Below are 20396 nucleotides of genomic sequence, written 5' to 3'. Positions count from 1 at the left end.
CGCCGGTCCGCAGTGACCGCCACGTACCACCCGTACGTCGCGGTCACCGTCGTCCCAGACCCGCGCGCAGACCTCTCGCACCCGCGAGAGGTCTTTTCGTTTCCCGGCCCACCCTCAGCCGGAGGCGGAGCGCACGCGGGACATCAGGGGATGGTGGAGCCGATCATTCCGGTAGACCGAGATCCCGACAGGAGTCAGAGCAGCATGACGGACGTAACCGACGACAGTCTCCGGCCCGACGACGGCCGTGTGGACGACGCCTTCCACGTGTTCGACACGACGCTGCGCGACGGCGCGCAGCGCGAGGGCATCAACCTCACCGTCGCGGACAAGCTGACCATCGCCCGGCACCTGGACGACTTCGGCGTGGGCTTCATCGAGGGCGGCTGGCCCGGCGCCAACCCGCGCGACACCGAGTTCTTCCAGCGCGCCGCGGAGGAGATCGACTTCCGGCACGCCCGGCTCGTCGCGTTCGGCGCCACCCGCAAGGCGGGCGTACGCGCCGAGGACGATCCCCAGGTCGCCGCCCTGCTCGACTCCGGGGCCCCGGTGATCACCCTGGTCGCCAAGTCCCACGACCGGCACGTCGAACTCGCCCTGCGCACCACGCTGGACGAGAACCTCGCCATGGTCCGCGACACCGTGGCGTACCTGCGGGAGCGGGGCCGCCGGGTCTTCGTCGACTGCGAGCACTTCTTCGACGGCTACCGCGCCAACCCCGACTACGCGGTGCGGGTCGTCCGCGCCGCGCACGAGGCCGGCGCCGATGTCGTCGTCCTCTGCGACACCAACGGCGGCATGCTCCCCGCCCAGGTCGAGGCCGTGGTCCGGGCCGTGCTCGGCGCCACCGGCGCCCGGCTGGGCATCCACGCGCAGGACGACACGGGCTGCGCGGTGGCCAACACCCTGGCCGCCGTGGACGGCGGCGCCACCCATGTGCAGTGCACGGCCAACGGCTACGGCGAGCGGGTCGGCAACGCCAACCTCTTCCCGGTGGTCGCGGCCCTGGAGCTGAAGTGCGGCCGTACGGTGCTGCCCGCGGGCGCGCTCGCGGAGATGACCCGGATCTCGCACGCCATCGCCGAGGTCGTCAACCTCACGCCGTCGACGCATCAGCCGTACGTGGGGGTCTCCGCCTTCGCGCACAAGGCCGGACTGCATGCCTCCGCGATCAAGGTCGACCCGGACCTCTACCAGCACATCGCCCCTGAGGCCGTCGGCAACACCATGCGGATGCTGGTGTCGGACATGGCGGGCCGGGCGTCCATCGAGCTCAAGGGCAAGGAGCTGGGCGTCGACCTCGGTGGCGACCGCGAGCTGGTCGGCCGGGTCGTCGAGCGGGTCAAGGAGCGCGAGCTGGCGGGCTATACGTATGAGGCGGCGGACGCCTCCTTCGAACTGCTCCTGCGCCAGGAGGTCGAGGGCCGGGCTCGCCGCTACTACCGGGTGGAGTCCTGGCGGGCGATCGTCGAGGACCGCCCCGACGGCACGCACGCCAACGAGGCGACGGTGAAGCTCTGGGCCAAGGGCGAGCGCATCGTCGCCACGGCGGAGGGGAACGGCCCGGTCGACGCGCTGGACCGCGCGCTGCGGGTGGCGCTGGAGCGCATCTATCCGCAGCTGGCCGAGCTGGAGCTGGTGGACTACAAGGTCCGCATCCTGGAGGGGCGGCTGGGCACCGGCTCGATCACGAGGGTGCTGGTGTCGACGAGCGACGGACGGAACGAGTGGTCGACGGTGGGGGTGGCGGAGAACGTCATCGCGGCGTCGTGGCAGGCACTGGACGACGCGTACGCGTACGGGCTGCGGCGGGCGGGGGTGGAACCGCAGGAGTAATTCAGCCCGTCCGGCGTTTGAGGACCGGGGTCCGGGGCGGAGCCCCGGTTCGGGAAGGGGCGGGGCTGGGGAAAAACCGCCGGAGGCCAGGTCAGAGCCCCCGCACCCCCAGCCCGCTCCCGAGCAACTCATACGCCGCATCCGCATCCGCGTGCGCGGCGCCCAGCGTCGCCACCGCCGAAGCCCCCTCGGCCAGACGCTCCCAGTTCACCCGGGCGAGAGCTTGGTGCACCGTGACGATCTGCGCTGCGGCCAGCCGCGCCACCAGCCCGTCCACACCCTCCGGGGCGGCCTCCCCGAGCGCCGCCGCCAACTCCCGCTCGTCCTCCAGCGAATAGAGCGTCAGCCGGGCCCGCAGGCTGGGCGTCCCGTACAGCAGCTCCCGGTAGGCCACCACGGCCGGTATGTCGCACAGCCCCGTGATCGGGTCGTGCGCGTCGAGCCGCTCGTGGAAGTGGGCGCGCAGGGCGGCCAGGGCCCGCTCGCCCGGGGCCCGGCCGCGCACGACGCGCGCCGCTTCGCCCTGGTGGTCGGCGATGCCGTGCAGGACCAGGTCCTCCTTGGCGGGGAAGTAGCGGAAGAGCGTCGGCTTCGACACCTCCGCGGCGGCCGCGACCTCGGCGACCGACACCTGGTCGAAGCCGCGCTCCAGGAAGAGCTCGATGGCCGTCCTGGACAGCGTCTCGCGGGTGCGCTGCTTCTTCCGCTCCCGCAGTCCCGTCTCCTCGTTCACGCCCTCACCCTATCAGGTGGACGTTACTCGGAATCTTTTGTTACTCGGTTGCGTTTTTCGTTCCGTCGGTCTTTCATGGAAGGGCCGAACGACGGAGGGACATCGCATGACCGCCTCAGTACTGATCGTGGGCGCCGGACCGACCGGCCTCACCCTCGGATGCGTCCTGGCCCGGGCCGGGGTGCCGGTCCGGATCATCGACAAGTCCCCGGAGTTCCACCGGGCCTCGCGGGGGAAGGGGCTCAATCAGCGCAGCCGGGAGCTGCTGGCGGACCTGGGGGTGGCGGAGGAGGCCGCGGAGTCGGGGATCGAGCACATCGTGCTGCGCAAGTACCGTGACGGGAAGGCGATCGCCGACCATGTCGCGTTCGGGGACCGCGTCCCCACGCCCGACGCTCCGTACGCCAGTGGGCTGGTCATCCCGCAGTGGCGCACCGAGGAGATCCTGCGCGGCCGGCTCGCCTCGTTCGGCGTGGAGGTCGAGCTGGGCAGCGAGATGACGGGCTTCACCCAGGACGAGCGGGGGGTGGTGGCGACGCTGGCCGACGGCCGGCGCGTCGAGGCCGGTTATCTCGTGGGCTGCGACGGCGGTCGCAGTCCGGTGCGCAAGGCGCTCGGCGTCGGCTTCGAAGGGGCGACCGAGGCCGAGGAGTGCATGATCATCGGAGATGTGGAGGTCGACGGCCTCGACCCGGGGTTCTGGCACCAGTGGTTCGACGAGGACGGCGCCGTGATGCTCTGCCCCTTCCGGGGCAGCCGGCACTGGCAGTTGCAGGGCGCGCCCGAGCGGGACGCCGGGGGCCGTCCGGTCGAGCCCTCGCTCGCGGCCTTCCAGCGGCTCTTCGACCGGCATGTGCGGATGCCCGGGGTGCGGCCCGCGAACCCCACCTGGCTGTCGAGCTACCGCATCAACGTCCGGATGGCCGACCGCTTCCGGGTGGACAGGGTCTTCCTCGCGGGTGACGCGGCGCACGTCCACTCGATAGCCGGTGGTCTGGGGATGAACACCGGGATCCAGGACGCCTTCAACCTGGGCTGGAAGCTCGCGCTCGTCGCGCGCGGCGCGGCGGGCCCCGGTCTGCTCTCCACCTATGAGGAGGAGCGGCTCCCGGTCGCGGCGTGGACGCTGAAGCTGACCGACGAGCGGCTGCGGGCGGTGCGCGAGGGTGTCATGACGGCGGGCATCGGCACGGAGGCGGTCGTCACCGACGACATCACCACGCTGGGCGTGGGCTACGGCTGGTCCTCACTGGCCTGGGACGGGAAGGCGGCGGGCGAGCGGGCTCCCGACGCCCCCTGCGCCGAGGCGGGGACGGGGCGGCCGGTCCGGCTCTTCGAGGTCTTCGCGGGCTCGCACTTCACCCTGCTGGGCTTCGGGGCGGACAGTACGGCCGCCCTGGCGGAGGCGTCGGAGGCGTGCGGGGATCTGGTGCGCGCCTGTCTCGTCGACGGGCGCGGGGGAGCAGTGCACGCGACCGCAGGGGCCGGTGCGGCCGGTGCGGCCGGTGCGCAGGGGCCGGCGGGCGGCGGGGCCGGCCGGGTGGAGCTGGTGGATCCCGAGGGGCATGCCCGCAGGGCGTACGGCGTGGCGGCCGGGGCGAGCGGTCTGGTGCTGATACGGCCGGACAACCACATCGCGATGAGCGCGGCGGCGGACCGAGGCGCGGAGGTCGTCGACCGTCTGAAGCGCCTCGGCCGCTGACACCGCACGGGGGTCAGGCCTGGGGAGCGGACTTGACGGCGGAGATGTCGAAGGTGAGCTTCACCTTGTCGCTGACCATCACGCCGCCGGTCTCCAGGGCCGCGTTCCAGGTCAGGCCCCAGTCGGAGCGCAGGATCTCGGCGCCGCCCTCGAAGCCGACGCGCTCGTTGCCGTAGACGTCGGTGGCCGAGCCGTTGAACTCCAGGTCGATGGCGAGCGGCCGGGTGACGTCCTTGATGGTGAGGTCGCCGGTGAGGCGGTAGCGGTCGCCGCCGAGCTGCTCGGCGGCCGTGGAGCGGAAGGTCATCAGGGGGAAGCGCCCGGCGTCGAAGAAGTCCTCGCCGCGCAGGTGGGCGTCGCGGTCCTTGATGCCGGTGTCCACGCTCTCGATCCTGACGTCCAGGGAGGCGGTGGAACGGGAGGGGTCGGAGCCGTCGAGGTGGAGGCCGCCCTCGTGCTCCGCGAAGGAGCCCTTGACGTTGGTGACCATGGCGTGGCGGACGGTGAAGCCGATGCTGCTGTGCGCCGGGTCGATGGTGTAGTCGCCGGTCAGGGCGGCCAGTGCCGGGTCGACGGGGGCGGCGGTCCGGGAGCCGGCCGGGGCGGCGGTGGCGGGGGCCGCGGTGCGCTTGCGGGTGAAGAGGCCCATGACTGCTCCTTTACGGGAAACGGTGTCGTTGAATGTTCAACGAGAACGACGGTAGCGCGATCTGGTTCAAGTTTCAACATCTAGGGGGTGTCGGATCGCGACACGCGCGTCACGGCCATTGCGGCCGTGCCGCGGCCGTGCCAGCGTGCCTCCTGCACCGGTTCCCCGCGCTCGCGCCCGTACGCCGTCGCACCTCTGCCCACCAGGGAGGCTTCGCCGTGCCTTCTGCCCCGGCCTGGACCCGCCGTGGATTTCTCGCCGCCTCCGCCGCCGGACCGCTCGCCCTCGCCGCCGCCCGGCCCGCGCGCGCCGCCGCCCCCGACGAATTCGCCGGGCTCCGGCGGCGGTGGCGGGCGCTCATGCTCGGAGCGGGCTTCGACGGCTCCGCGGAGCCCTACGCCTCGGTCCTGCGCCGCACCGGCGAGCTCGCCCGCGCCCACCGCGCCGGCATGAGACCCGGCCCCGCCTCGCTCTGGCCCGACAGCCCCTTCGACCCGCCCTCCGGCATCACCCGCAGTTACTCCCGGCTGCACACCATGGCCCAGGCGTACGTTCAGCCCGGCACCGGCCTCACCGGGGACGGCGGGCTGGTCACGGACGTCCTCGCCGGGCTCGACCACCTCCATCAACGCGTCTACCACCCCGGCACCGCCCGGTACGGCAACTGGTGGGAGTGGCAGATCGGCACCCCCCGGCTGCTCCTGGACACCCTCACCCTGCTCCACGACGAGGCGGGCCCCGGCCGGCGGGCCGACTGTCTCGCCGCCGTCGGCCACTTCGTCCCCGACACCGTCCTCGCCGACTACAGCGGCACGAGCACCGGTGCCAACCGCGTCGACCTCTGCCGCGTCGTCGCCCTGCGCGGCATCCTCGCCGCCGACCCCACCAGGACCGCCCTCGCCCGGGACGCCCTGTCGCCCGTCTTCCCCCAGGTGACCAAGGGCGACGGCCTCTACGCCGACGGCTCGTTCGTCCAGCACACCTGGGTCGCCTACTCCGGCACCTACGGTCAGGTGCTGCTCGACGGACTCGGCCGGCTCTTCGCCCTGCTGAGCGGCTCTCCCTGGGAGGTCACCGACCCCGCCCGGCAGGTGATCCACGACAGCGTGGAGCACGCCTACGCCCCGCTCCTCCACGACGGTCTGATGATGGACTGCGTCTCCGGGCGGGCCGTCAGCCGCGGTGTGCAGGAAGTCGATCCACGCCGGCTCGCACAGAGCGACCACCAGCGGGGGCGCGCCGTCATCGCCGCCATCGCACTGCTCGGCGACAGCGCGAGCGCCGCCGAGCGGGCCCGCTGGCACGGGCTGATCAGGGGCTGGGCCGCGCGCGACACCACCGGCTCGCTGCGCACCGACCCGCAGTTCGGCACCGCCGACCTGGCCCGCCTCGCCGCCGTCCTCGACGCCCCGGGACCCGTCACGCCCGAGGCCCCGGGCCACCGCCTGTTCGCCGCCATGGACCGGGCCGTCCACCGCCGCCCCGGCTGGGCCGCCTCGATCGCCATGGCCTCCGACCGCATCACCTACTACGAGAACGGCAACGGCGAGAACCCGCGCGGCTGGCACACCGGCGCCGGCATGCTCAGCTGGTGGGGCCCGCCGGGCACCACCGACCAGTACGGCGACGGCTTCTGGCCCACCGTCGACCCCTACCGGATGCCCGGGACCACCGTCTCCGCCAAACGGCTCGCCGACAACGAGGGAGGCGGCTGGGGCGTGCCCAAGCCCTCCGCGCGCTGGGTCGGCGGGGTCACCGACGGCGAGTTCGCCGTCGTCGGACAGCACCTCAAGGGGCTGTCCTCGACGCTGGAGGCCCGCAAGTCCTGGTTCTGCGCGGCCGATACGGTCATCTGCCTGGGCGCGGGCATCACCGCCCGCGACGGCACCCCCGTCGAGACGGTCGTGGACAACCGCAACCTCGGCGAGCACGGCGCGCCCCTGCTCACCGTGGACGGGGCGGCCCAGCCCCACGACACCGGCCGGTCGCTGTCCTTCCCCCGTGCCCGCTGGGCCCATCTCGAAGGGCACGGCGGTTACGTCTTCCCCGGCGGCGCCCCCCTGGTCGCCCTGCGCGAGGCCCGCACCGGATCCTGGCGGGACGTCAATTCCGGTGGCGACCCCACCCCGGTCACCCGCCGCTACCTCACCCTCCTGCACCCGCACGGCACCGACCCGGCCGACGGCTCCTACGCCTACCTCCTGATGCCCGGCGCCGGCCCGCGCGCCCTCGCCGCCCGTGCCGCGGACCCGCGCTGGCTCACCGTCCTCGCCAACACCCGGGACCGGCAGGCCGTCGCCCTGCCCTCGCTCGGGCTCACCGCGGCCGCCTTCTGGGCGCCCGGCGCGGTGGGCGCGCTCGCCGTGACCGCCCCGGCCGCCGTGCTCGTCCGGACGCGCGGTCGCACGGCGACCCTCTGCCTCGGCGAGCCCCCGCGCACCGGCGTACCCCTGGACGTCGTCTGGTCCCGGCCGGTGCGCCGGGTGACCGCACAAGACCCCTCGGTGCGGGTGCTGTCCACAGGCGCGGAGCTACGGCTGCGCGTCACCCCGGGGACCGCGTGCGCGACGCACCGCTGCACGGTGACCCTGGGCGACCAGGGGTGACGGCTCCGGAGCCGTCCGGCGCGCGAAGGGGCGTCAAGCTACGCAGCCTACGGCTCCTACCGGAGAGTTTTGTGGGGTGTTGACAGTGACCACCCCCGATCGGGGGTGGCCTACTGGGAGGCGCCTGTGTACTTCTGTTCTGCCTGCCCACCAAATCGCACATGACGTTGTATGGAACCGACATGAGGTTCGGGCGCCCCGGCCACGTACCGTCTATGCATGAGCAATCTCGAAGGTGCGCCCGTAGAGGCGAGTGACGTCCGTGGGCGCGTCGCCGAGCTGCACGCCATCCGCGAGCAGGTTCGGCGGGGTCCGAGCGAGCGGGCGACCCAGGCCCAGAAGGCCAAGGGGAAGCTGACCGCCCGGGAGCGGATCGACCTGCTCCTGGACGAGGGTTCCTTCTCCGAGGTGGAGCCGCTGCGCCGGCACCGCGCCACGGGGTTCGGCCTGGAGAGCAAGAAGCCCTACACGGACGGTGTGATCACCGGTTGGGGCACGGTCCACGGCCGGACGGTGTTCGTCTACGCCCATGACTTCCGGATCTTCGGCGGTGCGCTGGGCGAGGCCCACGCCACCAAGATCCACAAGATCATGGACATGGCCATCTCGGCCGGAGCGCCGCTGGTGTCGCTGAACGACGGCGCGGGTGCCCGTATCCAGGAGGGCGTCTCGGCGCTGGCCGGTTACGGCGGCATCTTCCAGCGGAACACCAAGGCGTCCGGCGTCATCCCGCAGATCTCCGTGATGCTCGGCCCCTGCGCCGGTGGCGCGGCCTACAGCCCGGCGCTGACCGACTTCGTCTTCATGGTCCGCGAGACCTCCCAGATGTTCATCACCGGCCCCGACGTCGTCCGCGCCGTCACCGGCGAGGAGATCAGCCAGAACGGCCTCGGCGGCGCCGACGTGCACGCCGAGACCTCGGGCGTCGCGCACTTCGCGTACGACGACGAGGAGACCTGCCTCGAAGAGGTCCGCTACCTCCTCGCGCTGCTCCCGCAGAACAACCGGGAGAACCCGCCCCGCGTGGCGAGCGAGGACCCGGCCGACCGGACCGGCGAGGCCCTCCTCGACCTGGTGCCCGCCGACGGCAACCGCCCGTACGACATGCGCAAGGTCATCGAGGAGCTCGTCGACGACGGCGACTACCTGGAGGTCCACGAGCGCTGGGCCACCAACATCATCTGCGCACTGTCCCGGCTGGACGGCCAGGTCGTCGGCATCGTCGCCAACCAGCCGCAGTCCCTCGCCGGGGTCCTGGACATCGAGGCCAGCGAGAAGGCCGCCCGATTCATCCAGATGTGCGATGCCTTCAACATCCCGATCATCACCCTTCTGGACGTACCGGGCTTCCTCCCGGGCGTCGACCAGGAGCACGGTGGGATCATCCGGCACGGCGCCAAGCTGCTCTACGCCTACTGCAACGCCACGGTGCCCCGGATCTCGGTCATCCTGCGCAAGGCGTACGGCGGTGCCTACATCGTCATGGACTCCCAGTCCATCGGCGCCGACCTCACCTATGCCTGGCCGACCAACGAGATCGCCGTCATGGGCGCCGAGGGCGCGGCCAACGTGATCTTCCGCAAGCAGATCGCCGAGGCCGACGACCCCGAGGCCATGCGGGCGCGGATGGTCAAGGAGTACAAGGCCGAGCTGATGCACCCGTACTACGCCGCCGAGCGCGGCCTGGTCGACGACGTGATCGACCCGGTCGAGACCCGGTCGGTGCTGATCAAGTCGCTGGCGATGCTTGCCACCAAGCACGCCGACCTGCCCTCCCGCAAGCACGGCAACCCGCCCCAGTAAGGGAGTACCCGCATGGACAACACGCTCGTACGCGTAGAGAAGGGCACCGCCGACGCCGAGGAAGTGGCGGCCGTCACGGCCGTCCTCCTGGCTCGCGCCGCCGCCGTCGGCCACCACTCGGCCCCGGCCCGCCCCCGTCGCACCGCCGCCGGCTGGCGCCGCCTGGAGCGCACCTCCGGCTTCCGGGCGCCGCACAGCTGGCAGGGCTGAGCACCGGCCGCATCCCACCGGCCGCACCGGGGCCCCTCGGGCCCCGTGAGGTCTGCCGGCCGCCGCGTCACCGCCCGGCCACGCAGAAGGTCCCCGCACTCCTCGTGAGTGTGGGGACCTTTGTGCGTCGGCACGGCCGACGGCTCACCGCAGGCGCGCCATGAGGGCATGTTCGACCAGCGTGATCAGCGCGCTCTTCGCCTCGTTGCGGTGCCGGGCGTCCGTGATGATGATCGGCGCGTCCGGGCCGATCTGGAGGGCCTCACGGACCTCGTCCGGCGTGTACGGCTGGTGGCCGTCGAAACCGTTGAGGGCGATGACGAAGGGCAGGCCGCTGTTCTCGAAGTAGTCGACGGCCGGGAAACAGTCCGCGAGTCTGCGGGTGTCGACGAGCACGACGGCGCCGATGGCACCGCGCACCAGGTCGTCCCACATGAACCAGAAACGGTCCTGACCCGGCGTACCGAAGAGGTACAGGATCAGGTCCTGGTCCAGGGTGATACGGCCGAAGTCCATGGCCACGGTGGTCGTGGTCTTGTCCGGCGCGTGGGTGAGGTCGTCGATCCCGGCCGACGCGGAAGTCATCACGGCTTCGGTGCGCAGCGGGTTGATCTCCGAGACCGCGCCGACGAACGTGGTCTTGCCCACGCCGAATCCACCCGCCACCACGATCTTCGCGGAGGTGGTGGAGCGGACCGCCTCGCCGCTAGAGGTTCCGAAGTCCACTGAGCACCCTTTCGAGCAGTGTCACGTCAGGCTGGCCGCCGGCGGACTCGTCGCCGCCGGGCTGATGGATGGCGACGAGCCCGGCCTCCGCCAAGTCGGCGACGAGGATTCGGGCGACGCCGAGGGGGATGGAGAGAAGTGCCGAGATCTCGGCGACCGACTTGATCTCACGGCACAGATGGCAGATGCGCTGGTGTTCCGGCAACTGCCCTTGAAGCTGGGACGGCTGTGCCGTCGTGTGCACCAGTGCCTCGATGGCGAGCTGGTACCGCGGCCTGGTCCGGCCACCCGTCATCGCGTACGGGCGGACCAGCGGGTTGTGCTTGCCGCCGGACTTGCCCCCGGCGGGGGAGCCCGAGGCGCGCCGGTGCTGCTGCTGGGGCGGCTGCGCCGGGGCATGAGGCTGCCGCGGAGGCCCCGCGGGCGCTTGGTGGCTTGGCGCGGAGGGGAAGTTGAAGCGGTTCAACGGCGGTTGAGCCTGCTGGTCATTTCCGTACGGGTAACCGCCTGGGGGCGTTGCCACGTCTCCTCCTCCGACTTGCCTGTCTGCTGCTGGTCGCGCCACCGCACCCTATGGCGCGGTGGCGCGAAACGCACTGCCTCTTGGTTAGTTGAGAAGGCTCCCCTGCAGTTCGGCACGGAGATCGGGCGTCAGCACACTGCCCGCGCGGTCGACCAGGAGGGCCATCTCGTAGCCCACGAGGCCGATGTCGCACTCGGGGTGCGCCAGTACGGCCAGCGAGGAGCCGTCGGAGACGGACATGATGAAGAGGAAGCCGCGCTCCATCTCCACGACGGTCTGGTTGACGGCGCCGCCCTCGAAGATCCGGGAGGCACCGGCCGTCAGGGAGGTCAGGCCGGAGGCGACCGCCGCCAGCTGATCGGCGCGGTCCCGCGGGAACCCTTCGGACATCGCCAGAAGGAGTCCGTCGGCGGAGACCACGACGGTGTGGGACACCCCTGGGGTGTTCTCCACGAAACTGGTGATCAACCAGTTCAGGTTCTGCGCCGCCTGGCTCATCGGGCTCACACTAACGCTCCTGATCGTAGGTACCGCCGGGGCCGAAGCCCTGGCCGTGTTGCTCGTGCTGCTCTTGCGCGGTGGTGTCGTTACCCGCGCTGCGCCCCTGCTGGACCCCGCGGCGCAGATTGCTCAGCCTGCCGCGAACGTCCTCCGGGGCACGGGAGATCTGGGGCCCGTCCTGGGGGGTCTGCGCCGCCTTGCCCTCGACCAGATTGGCCTTGGGGACCCGGCGCGGCAGACCGGAGGAAGTGATACCGCCGGCTTTCGGCTCACGGAGCTGCTCGGCACGCTGCCAGCGCTCGTCGTTCGTCGATCGCCAGTCGGGCTGGTCACCCTCCTGGGGCTGCTGTACGTCCTGCTGGGGCGGCTCCGGTGCGCCGGCCCCCGTGGCCTCCTCGACTGACTCGGGCTCCTGCCACTGCTTCGCGCGGCGCGGCAGACCGGCCCCGGTCAGCGAGTGGGAGCCGCTCGAAGCGGGGCCCGGACGGTCGAACTCTACGCGCTCGGGCTGCGCCGTGTCAGCGGGCGGCCGGGATTCCGAATCCGCTCCGTAACCCTGCTGGACGGCGTCCTGGTACGGACCGGAGTCCTGCCAGCCACCCTGCCGCACCGAGCCGTCGGGGCCGCCGAAGGGCTGCTGTGCCTGCGGGTAACCGGCCTCCGCGTAGCCCTGCTCCGGATAACCCGCCTCCGGATAGGTGTGCTGCGGCTGCTCGTGCGGCTGCGGGAAGGACTGCGTGTCGTGCTGCGGAACCGCGTGCTGGCCGGTGTGCTGCTGCGCGTGCTGACCGGTGTCCTGGTCCGGCCGCTGCTCGTACGGCTGCGCCTGCCGGGGCTGCTCGTACTGCTGGCCGAAGGACTGCTGCTGGTCGTACGCCTGCTGCTCGAACTGCTGCTGCGGGACCTCGTCCCGGAACAGCGGACGGTTCTCGGCGGCCTGCTGCTGCGCCTCCAGAGCGGCACGCCGCTCCTCGCGGAGCCGCGAACGGCCGACCGGGTCCAGCGAGGGGGCGCCGGCGGGAGCCTCCTGGCCCGCGTCGTAACGGGAGTCGTCGAAGCCGAGCTCGGCGGCGGTACGGAGCCGGCCCGCCGGGGCGGACTGCTGCTCCGGCACCATCCGGGAGACCGTGAAGTCGTCACCGGAGAGCTCGTCCTCGCCACCGCCACCGTGGGTGATCGCGTCCGGCAGCATCACCAGCGAGGTGGTGCCGGCCTGCTCGCCCGACGGGCGGAGCTGGACGCGGATGCCGTGCCGGGTGGCGAGCCGGCCGACCACGAAGAGGCCCATGCGCTGCGCGATCGCGACGTCCACGCTCGGCGGGTTGGCCAGGCGGTGGTTGATGTCCGCGAAGTCCTCGGCGGTGAGGCCGATGCCCTTGTCGTGGATCTCGACCATGACGCGGCCGTCGGGCAGCCGGGTGGCGGTCACCCGCACCTTGGTGTGCGGGGAGGAGAACGAGGTCGCGTTCTCCAGCAGCTCGGCGAGCAGGTGCACGAGGTCGGTCACGGCCAGGCCGTGGATCTCGGCGTCCGGGACGCCGGACAGTTCGATGCGCTCGTACGCCTCCACCTCGGAGGAGGCGGCGCGCAGCACGTCCACCAGCGGGACCGGCTGGTCCCAGCGGCGGCCCGGCTCCTCGCCGGCGAGGACCAGGAGGTTCTCGCCGTTGCGGCGCATACGGGTGGCCAGGTGGTCCAGGCGGAAGAGGTTCTCCAGCTGGTCCGGGTCGGCCTCGTGCTCCTCCAGCTCCGTGATCAGGGTCAGCTGGCCCTCGATCAGGGACTGGTTGCGGCGCGAGAGGTTGGTGAAGATCGCGTTGACGTTGCCGCGCAGCAGCGCCTGCTCGGCGGCCAGCCGGACCGCTTCCCGGTGGACCTGGTCGAAGGCGCGGGCGACCTCGCCGATCTCGTCCCGGGTGGTGATCGGAATGGGCTGGATACGGGTGTCGACACGGCCCGGGTCGGTGCGCGAGAGCTGGTCGACCAGGGCCGGCAGCCGCTGCTCGGCGACGTCGAAGGCCGCGCGCCGCAGGTGACGCATGTTGCGGCTCATCGAGCGCGCCATCATCCCGGCCACGAAGAACGCGATGAGCAGGGCGACGATCATGATGGAGGAGTTGACGAAGGCGGCCCGCTGGGCGTCCGCGGAGACCTGCTCGGCCTCGTCCACCGCCTTGTCGGCGAGCTCCTTCTCGACCTCGCGGTAGGCGTCGAACTTCGCCGTCGCGGCGGTGAACCACGCCTCCGGGGTGACGCCCGCTTCCTTCAGCTGCTTGGCCGACTTGCCCGACGAGATCGCGGCGAACATCTTGTCCTGCTCGGAGATCTTGGCCTTGGTGGCCATGATGTCGTTGAGCCGGCTGATGTCGTCCTCGCCACCGGCGGCGTCGTACTCGCCGCGGGCGATGTACTCCAGGAAGTTGTAGGAGGAGAACGCGGTGACCTGCACCTCGTGCTCCGAGCCGGTCGCGGCTTCGGTGGAACCGGCCGAACCCGACGCGCCCGCCGCACCGCCCGCGGCGGCCGGGTTGGTCTTGGCCGCCGAGGCGCCGGGCTTGACGATCAGGTGGGTGCCGATGGACCGCTGGAGCGACTCGGCGGCCTTCGCCAGCTCGATCGCGTAGACCATGCGGCCGTAGGAGTTGCTGCCGGTGCCCAGGCCCAGCTCGTTGGCGAAGGCCATGAGCGGACGCTGGATGGCGCCGTAGCCGTCCTCGGTCTTCACCCCGTCCAGGGCGGGGGTATAAGCGATCTTGCGCAGCTTGGGCAGGGTCTGCTCCGCCTCGCGGAAGAGCTTGATGCGGCGCCGCAGGCTCAGGGTGTCCGGGGCCTGCTTGACGGCCTTGTCGAACTCTTCCCGGGCCGCGTCCGTCGCCGCCTGCGCCTTCTTGACCGTGGCGTTGTCACGGTCGCCCTCGAGCATCGGCTGGGCGATGATGTCGCGCTCGTCGATGACGGCGTGCGCGTAGGTGGCCGCGGAGCGGACCAGGCGCGCGGTGTTCGCGGCGTCCTTGGCCTCGGTCCAGGTGTCGACCGAGCCCTTCACGTCGAGGCCGCCGAAGACCAGCGCCACGAGCACCGGGATCAGCAGGATCGCGTTCAGTCGTACGGGCACCCGCCAGTTGCGCGGCGAGAGCCGTCCACCGCGGCCGGCGGGCGGCGCGGGGGTTTCGGGGACGTCGGAAGGCGGCACCGCTGTGCGTGACGGCGGGGTGAAGTTTCCCCGCTCGTCCCGCGCCTGCTGTGCGGCGCCCGTCTTTCTGCGCGTCACTCGACCAACAACCTCTCGGCGTCGGCACCTGCGTTGTGTGCCGTTTTTCGGCTGAGCCGTTACTGCTCAGTTCCTGGAATTCCAGCACGTCAGCCGTGTGCATTCCAAACACTGGACATGACGGCCGGGCGAAGCGATTTGCCCGACATAAAACGGGCATTAAGAGCGAGCGGCGCCAAATGCCGGGGCAAATATGCGCACAGTGAAGTCGGCCGAACGCACCGAGTGGTCGCGTCCGGCCGATTCTCTGTCGAAACGTTATGAAGCCTGTGCCGCGCCGTGGCCAATGCCACAACCCATTTGTCATGCCTGGGTGGTGTGCGCAACGTTATTTCAGTCGGGCCATCAGAGCGTGCTCGACAAGGGTGATCAGCGCACTCTTGGTCTCATTGCGGTGCCGGGCGTCCGTGGTGATGATCGGTGTGTCCGGGCCGATCTGGAGCGCCTCGCGCACCTCCTCCGGGCCGTAGGGCTGCTGCCCGTTGAAGCCGTTGAGGGCGATGACGAAGGGCAGGCCGCTGTTCTCGAAGTAGTCGACGGCCGGGAAGCAGTCCGCGAGTCTGCGGGTGTCGACGAGCACGACGGCGCCGATGGCACCGCGCACCAGGTCGTCCCACATGAACCAGAAACGGTCCTGACCGGGCGTACCGAACAGATACAGGATCAGATCGTCGTCGAGGGTGATACGGCCGAAATCCATCGCCACGGTGGTCGTGGTCTTGTCCTGGACATGGCTCAGATCATCGATCCCGGCCGACGCGGACGTCATCACGGCCTCGGTACGCAGCGGGCTGATCTCCGAGACCGCGCCCACGAACGTGGTCTTGCCCACGCCGAAGCCGCCGGCCACCACGATCTTCGCGGACGTGGTGGAACGGCCGACGCCTCCGCTAGAGGTTCCGAAGTCCACTGAGCACCCTTTCGAGCAGTGTCACATCCGGCGTCCCGCCGGACTCTCCGCCGCCACCCGGCTGGTGGATGGCCACCATGCCGGCCTCCGCCAGGTCCGCGACGAGGATGCGCGCCACGCCCAGCGGCATGTTCAGCAGCGCAGAGACCTCCGCGACCGACTTGACCTCCCGGCACAGGTGGCAGATCCGCTGGTGCTCGGGGAGCAGCCCCGCCAGGTGGGCCGGGTCGGCCGTGGAGCTGACCAGCGCCTCGATGGCGAGCTGATAGCGGGGCCGGGTGCGGCCACCCGTCATGGCGTAGGGGCGGATCAGCGGCTCTTCGCCTTCACTCCCGTACGGCGCGTGATGAGAGGCGCCGTACGGGCCGGGCGAGGCGGGCGGGGTCATGAATCCTCCGGACGGGACAGCAGGACTGGCAATAATGCCGTCGAGCGCGGGCCGGTGGGGGGTTTTCGGCCGTACGGTCGGACGGGATCAGCGGAATACATCGGTCAGTTCAGCAGGCTGCCCTGGAGCTCGGCGCGGAGATCGGGCGTCAGCACGGTACCCGCGCGGTCGACCAGGAGGGCCATCTCGTAGCCCACGAGGCCGATGTCGCACTCGGGGTGCGCCAGTACGGCCAGCGAGGAGCCGTCGGAGACGGACATGATGAAGAGGAAGCCGCGCTCCATCTCCACGACGGTCTGGTTGACGGCGCCGCCCTCGAAGATCCGGGAGGCACCGGCCGTCAGGGAGGTCAGGCCGGAGGCGACCGCCGCCAGCTGATCGGCGCGGTCCCGCGGAAAGCCTTCGGACATCGCCAGCAGAAGTCCGTCGGCGGAGACCACCACCGTGTGGGACACCCCTGGGGTGTTCGCCACAAAGTTGGTGATCAACCAGTTCAGGTTCTGCGCCGCCTGGCTCATCGGACTCAACTAACGCTCCTGCGGGTAAGTGGGACCAAGGTTGTGACTACCGGTCGAGGTGTTGCCGGCCTGGCGTCCCTGCTGGATACCCCGGCGCAGGTTGGTCAGGCGGCCGCGTACGTCGTCGGGCGCGCGCGAGACCTGCGGACCGACCGGGGTGGACTGCTGCTGCTCGGCGGTGCCGTCGACCAGGTTCGCGCGCGGCACCCGCCGCGGCAGACCGGACGAGGTGGTACCGCCCGCCGCCGGCTCCCGGACCTGCTCGGCCCGGCGCCAGCGCTCGTCATTGGGGGAGTCACGCCAGTTGTCCTGCGCACCCTGCGGGGCCGGGGCGGCCTCGGGGGTCTGCGGGGTCTGGGCGTTGCCCAGGGGCTGGCGGGACTCACCGCGGCGCGGCAGGCGCTGCGGCATGCCGGCCGGCTGCTCCGGAGCCGCGGCCTGGCCTTCGCCCGCCGCGCCCCGGAACCAGTGGGACTCCATCTCGTCGAAGAGCGGCGTCCGCGCGTCGCCCGCGGGCGGCTGGGCCCGGCCCGTACGGCCGTTCTGGCCCGCCTGGCCCTCGGGCAGCGCGAACCGTCCGGCGCCACCGCGGGTCTGCCGCGGCTCGCGCGGGGCGGCATCGGCCGTCGGCCAGTCGTCGGCCGGGGCCTGCGGGGTCGCTTCGGGCCGCGCGAACTGTCCGGTGTCACCCGGGCCGTCGGGACGGGCGAACTGTCCGGTGTCGCCGCTCGGGAGCGCGAACCGGCCCGTCGTCTCGGCGGCACCGGGCTGTGCGAACTGTCCGGTGGTGCTGTTGGGCTGGGCGAACTGTCCGGTGTCGCCGGGGCCGTCGGGGCGGGCGAACTGGCCGGTCGTGCTGTTCGGCTGTGCGAACTGTCCCGTGTCGCCGGGACCGTCGGGCTGCACGAACTGGCCGGTGGTGCTGTTCGGCTGGGCGAACTGTCCGGTGTCGCCGGGGCCGTCCGGGCGGGCGAACTGGCCGGTCGAGCTGTTCGGCTGCGCGAACTGCCCGGTGTCACCCGGGCCGTCCGGGCGGGCGAACCGGCCCGTCGAGCCGCTGGGCAGCTCGAACTGGCCGGTGCCGCCGGTGGCGGCCGGGCGGGCGTACTCGCCGGACGTGCTGCTGCGCGGCTCGGGCTCGGGCGAGGCCGGGAGCGCGGGGAACTGGGCGGTGTCGCCGCCGCCCCGCGGTGCCTCGGCCGGACGGGCGAAGCCGCCGGTGGTCTCGGGCTCCTCGTGACCGCGCGGGACGTCCTGCGCGGCGCGCGGCGCCGGGTCGGCCGCCGGCCAGTCGTCGGCCGGTGCCTTCGGGGCCGCCGGAGGCTGCTGGTTGCCCCAGCTCGCGGCCGGGCGGCCGGCCATCTCGGAGGCGGGACCGTTGCCACGCCGCTTGGGCATCTTCGGCCGGCGCACGCCCTCGGAGGGCGGCGGCACGGCGGCCGGACCGCCGTTGCCACGCGTCGGCAGCGAGGGACGGCCGTCGGCGCCCGGGGCGCCCTTGGCGTCCGCGGCACCGCGCGGCGGGGCGTCGAAGAGGCTGCCGGCCGCGCCGGCACCCGGCTCGGGGCGGGCCGCCGGAGCCGGCCGCGTCGGCAGACCGGCCTCCGTCATGCCCGGACGGCCGGGCAGCGCGGGACGCGGGCCGGACGCGGGCGCCGCCGGACGGCGCGGCGTGGAGCCGCCGCTCATGAGGCCGGCGTTGCCACCGGGGCCGGACGACTTGGCGCCCGGCATGCCGCCGGACAGGCCCCGGCCAGGCCGCCGGGCATGCCGCCCTGCGGCGCGCCGCCGCCCATCGCGGGCGCGCCCGCGGCACCGGGCATCGGCCGCTTGCCGCCCTGGGCGACGTCGACCGGAAGCATGACGAGCGCGGTCGTACCGCCCGAGTCGGACGGCCGGAGCTGGATGCGGATGCCGTGTCGCAGGGACAGCCGGCCGACCACGAACAGGCCCATGCGGCGCGAGACCGAGACGTCCACGGTCGGCGGGCTCGCGAGCCGCTCGTTGATCGCCGCGAGGTCCTCGGGCGAGAGGCCGATGCCGGTGTCGTGGATCTCGACCAGCACCCGCCCGTCGGGCAGCGCGTGACCGGTCACCTTGACCTTGGTCTGCGGGGAGGAGAACGACGTCGCGTTCTCCAGCAGCTCGGCGAGGAGGTGCACGAGGTCGTTGACCACACGGCCGGCGACCTCTGTCGGCGGCACGCCGGACAGCTCGATGCGCTCGTACTGCTCCACCTCGGACGCGGCGGCGCGGAGCACGTCGACGAGCGGCACGGGCCGGGTCCACCGGCGGCCGGGCTCCTCACCCGCGAGGACGAGGAGGTTTTCGCCGTTACGGCGCATACGGGTCGCGAGGTGGTCGAGCCGGAACAGCGAGGAGAGCTGGTCGGGGTCGGCCTCGCGGCTCTCCAGCTCGGAGATGAGCGAGAGCTGACGCTGGATGAGGCCCTGGCTGCGGCGCGAGAGGTTGGTGAACATCGCGTTGACGTTGCCTCGCAGCAACGCCTGCTCGGCGGCGAGGCGGACCGCCTCGCGGTGCACGTCGTCGAAGGCCGCGGCCACCTTGCCGATCTCGTCCCGGCTGTGCACACCGACGGACTCGACCGTGGTGTCGACGTCCTGCGGGTCGGTCTCGGACAGCTGCTTGACGAGCTCGGGCAGGCGTTCCTGGGCGACGCGCTGGGCGGTGCGCTGCAGCCGGTGCAGCGAGCGGACCATGGAGCGGGCCACCACGAAGGCGCCGACGAGGGAGATGCCGAGGACCAGGATGATCAGGACACCGTTGAGGATCGCCTCCTGCTGCGCCTCGTCGCGCAGCTCGCGGGCCTTCTGGTCCATCTGGCTGAGCAGGGTCTGCTCGATCTTCGACATCTCGTTGAGCTTGACCGTCGACTGGTCGGACCAGTCCATCCACGACGGGGCGTCGGTCTTGAGGCCGTCGCTCTTGCTGAAGACGCGGTCGGCGAAGGTGTTCGCCGAGGTGACGTCGGAGATGCCGCCGTTGAGCGAGAGCATCAGCTGCTTGGCGTCGACGGAGCGGATGGCGGTGAAGCGCTTGATCGCCTCGGTCTCCGCGTCCAGCGCTTCCTTGCCGTACTGGCTGTCGTTCGAGGAGAGGCGGGGGCCGCCCTTCGCGGCGAGCGCCGCGGTGATCACGGCGCGCTGGATGGACGCGTACTCCTTGGCGGCGGAGAACGTGGCCAGCGCACGGGTGCTGGTGATCATTTCGCTGCTGCTGGTGGCCTGGGCCATGTCCTGCGAGAGCGAGAGCAGCGAGTTGATGAGGCCGTCGTAGTTGTTGACGGTCCGGGCGATGTAGTCGCGGTCCTGGTAGGCGTCCTTGCGGACCTCGTCGATCTTCCGCAGCTGCCGGGAGATGTCGACCAGGGTGGTCTGCACGCCGACCATCGTGGTGTCGGTCGGCTTGACGCCCTTGGTGGCCTCGGTGAACGCCTTGATCTCCCGGTCGGACTTCTGCCGGGTGGCCACGACGCGGTCGTCCGAGTCGCCGTTGCCGGCGGCCAGCGGGCCGGCCGAGCGGTCGCGCTCCTCCTGGAGGGCGCTGGCGAGAGCGGTGGCCCGACCGGTCATCTCCGTGAGGAGCTTCATATGGTCGAGCTGGTCGATGTTCTCGAGCGAGCTGTCGATACGCAGGGCACCCAGCGTCGTCGCCGCGACGACGGGCAGAGCCAGCAGGGAGACCAGTCGTGTGGAGATGCGCCAGTTGCGCAGGGCTATTCGCGCACCCGGCCCGTTCGGACTTTTCGTCCTGTTCGCCTTGGACTTGGACTTCGGCCGTTCGGCGGACTCGCCGCCGGTCGGCGCGTCGGCGGACGTGCCGCGGTCGGTCGCACCGCGCGGCTCCGGCTCCGCCGCAGCGCTGCCATCCCTCTTGAAACGTCCCTGCACTAGCGTCGCAACCTCTGGACCAGGCGTCCCACCGGTGGAGCGGCGGGACGGTGTCGAGTCGTGGGGGGACCGCGGTTGCCCCCTGGCGGTCCGTGGAATTCCAGCACAG

14 protein-coding genes and 1 pseudogene are annotated in these 20396 nt (G+C 71.8%); 5 read left to right on the top strand and 10 right to left on the bottom strand.

What is annotated here, in order from left to right; translation table 11 throughout:
* The first annotated feature begins 204 nt into the window (after positions 1–204).
* Positions 205–1836 (top strand): citramalate synthase, encoded by a 1632-nt coding sequence (gene cimA, locus AF335_RS30500; protein WP_102921657.1) that lies wholly within the window; start codon positions 205–207, stop codon positions 1834–1836.
* A gap of 91 nt (positions 1837–1927) precedes the next feature.
* Here cimA and AF335_RS30495 read toward each other — a convergent pair whose 3' ends face one another.
* Entirely contained in the window at positions 1928–2569 is a 642-nt protein-coding gene (locus tag AF335_RS30495) for a TetR family transcriptional regulator (RefSeq protein ID WP_102921656.1), read from the bottom strand.
* Positions 2570–2675: 106 nt separating this feature from the next.
* Here AF335_RS30495 and AF335_RS30490 point away from each other — a divergent pair, with 106 nt between their 5' ends.
* Positions 2676–4271 carry an FAD-dependent monooxygenase gene (locus AF335_RS30490; protein WP_102921655.1) on the top strand — a complete coding sequence of 532 codons (1596 nt, stop codon included), beginning with the start codon at positions 2676–2678 and terminating at the stop codon, positions 4269–4271.
* A 13-nt stretch (positions 4272–4284) separates the two neighbouring features.
* Here the strand turns inward: AF335_RS30490 and AF335_RS30485 are convergent, their stop codons facing one another.
* Complete coding sequence (locus tag AF335_RS30485; RefSeq protein WP_102921654.1) at positions 4285–4920, bottom strand: YceI family protein; 636 nt, start codon at positions 4918–4920, stop codon at positions 4285–4287.
* Between the two features lie 218 nt (positions 4921–5138).
* Here AF335_RS30485 and AF335_RS30480 point away from each other — a divergent pair, with 218 nt between their 5' ends.
* The 3 genes from AF335_RS30480 to AF335_RS30470 all read left to right on the top strand — a co-directional run bounded on the left by AF335_RS30480 (position 5139) and on the right by AF335_RS30470 (position 9539).
* Complete coding sequence (locus AF335_RS30480) at positions 5139–7526, top strand: polysaccharide lyase 8 family protein (protein WP_244927206.1); 2388 nt, start codon at positions 5139–5141, stop codon at positions 7524–7526.
* A 219-nt stretch (positions 7527–7745) separates the two neighbouring features.
* Complete coding sequence (locus AF335_RS30475; protein ID WP_102921652.1) at positions 7746–9329, top strand: acyl-CoA carboxylase subunit beta; 1584 nt, start codon at positions 7746–7748, stop codon at positions 9327–9329.
* A 12-nt stretch (positions 9330–9341) separates the two neighbouring features.
* Entirely contained in the window at positions 9342–9539 is a 198-nt protein-coding gene (locus tag AF335_RS30470) for an acyl-CoA carboxylase subunit epsilon (RefSeq protein WP_102921651.1), read from the top strand.
* 144 nt (positions 9540–9683) lie between these two features.
* On the opposite strand, the gene AF335_RS30465 is transcribed toward AF335_RS30470, so the two are convergent.
* The 8 genes and pseudogenes from AF335_RS30465 to AF335_RS30430 form a co-directional block, all read right to left on the bottom strand.
* Complete coding sequence (locus tag AF335_RS30465; protein ID WP_087926103.1) at positions 9684–10265, bottom strand: GTP-binding protein; 582 nt, start codon at positions 10263–10265, stop codon at positions 9684–9686.
* Positions 10246–10788 (bottom strand): DUF742 domain-containing protein, encoded by a 543-nt coding sequence (locus tag AF335_RS30460; protein ID WP_102921650.1) that lies wholly within the window; start codon positions 10786–10788, stop codon positions 10246–10248. The genes AF335_RS30465 and AF335_RS30460 overlap by 20 nt, the downstream gene beginning before the upstream one ends.
* Before the next feature lie 84 nt (positions 10789–10872).
* Positions 10873–11295, bottom strand: coding sequence for a roadblock/LC7 domain-containing protein (locus AF335_RS30455; RefSeq protein WP_087926101.1), 423 nt, complete (start codon positions 11293–11295; stop codon positions 10873–10875).
* A 1-nt stretch (position 11296) separates the two neighbouring features.
* Complete coding sequence (locus AF335_RS30450) at positions 11297–14560, bottom strand: sensor histidine kinase (RefSeq protein WP_102921649.1); 3264 nt, start codon at positions 14558–14560, stop codon at positions 11297–11299.
* A gap of 328 nt (positions 14561–14888) precedes the next feature.
* Complete coding sequence (locus AF335_RS30445; protein WP_087926099.1) at positions 14889–15470, bottom strand: GTP-binding protein; 582 nt, start codon at positions 15468–15470, stop codon at positions 14889–14891.
* Positions 15451–15858 (bottom strand): DUF742 domain-containing protein, encoded by a 408-nt coding sequence (locus AF335_RS30440; protein ID WP_087926098.1) that lies wholly within the window; start codon positions 15856–15858, stop codon positions 15451–15453. Before AF335_RS30440 ends, AF335_RS30445 begins: the two co-directional genes overlap by 20 nt.
* A gap of 104 nt (positions 15859–15962) precedes the next feature.
* Positions 15963–16376 carry a roadblock/LC7 domain-containing protein gene (locus tag AF335_RS30435; RefSeq protein WP_170116805.1) on the bottom strand — a complete coding sequence of 138 codons (414 nt, stop codon included), beginning with the start codon at positions 16374–16376 and terminating at the stop codon, positions 15963–15965.
* A gap of 9 nt (positions 16377–16385) precedes the next feature.
* Positions 16386–20287, bottom strand: a pseudogene (locus AF335_RS30430) (sensor histidine kinase).
* Positions 20288–20396 lie beyond the last annotated feature (109 nt).

Source organism: Streptomyces eurocidicus (genome assembly GCF_002891295.1).
Taxonomy (GTDB): Bacteria; Actinomycetota; Actinomycetes; order Streptomycetales; family Streptomycetaceae; genus Streptomyces; species Streptomyces eurocidicus.
Note: the sequence above shows the minus strand (reverse complement) of the source record. Positions and strands in the feature narration are given on the sequence as shown.

Coding starts and splice junctions, on each gene's coding strand:
- cimA (WP_102921657.1), top strand. CDS start 205: ATGACGGACGTAACCGACGACAGTCTCCGGCCCGACGACGGCCGTGTG.
- AF335_RS30490 (WP_102921655.1), top strand. CDS start 2,676: ATGACCGCCTCAGTACTGATCGTGGGCGCCGGACCGACCGGCCTCACC.
- AF335_RS30485 (WP_102921654.1), bottom strand. CDS start 4,920: ATGGGCCTCTTCACCCGCAAGCGCACCGCGGCCCCCGCCACCGCCGCC.
- AF335_RS30475 (WP_102921652.1), top strand. CDS start 7,746: ATGAGCAATCTCGAAGGTGCGCCCGTAGAGGCGAGTGACGTCCGTGGG.
- AF335_RS30470 (WP_102921651.1), top strand. CDS start 9,342: ATGGACAACACGCTCGTACGCGTAGAGAAGGGCACCGCCGACGCCGAG.
- AF335_RS30440 (WP_087926098.1), bottom strand. CDS start 15,858: ATGACCCCGCCCGCCTCGCCCGGCCCGTACGGCGCCTCTCATCACGCG.
- AF335_RS30435 (WP_170116805.1), bottom strand. CDS start 16,376: ATGAGCCAGGCGGCGCAGAACCTGAACTGGTTGATCACCAACTTTGTG.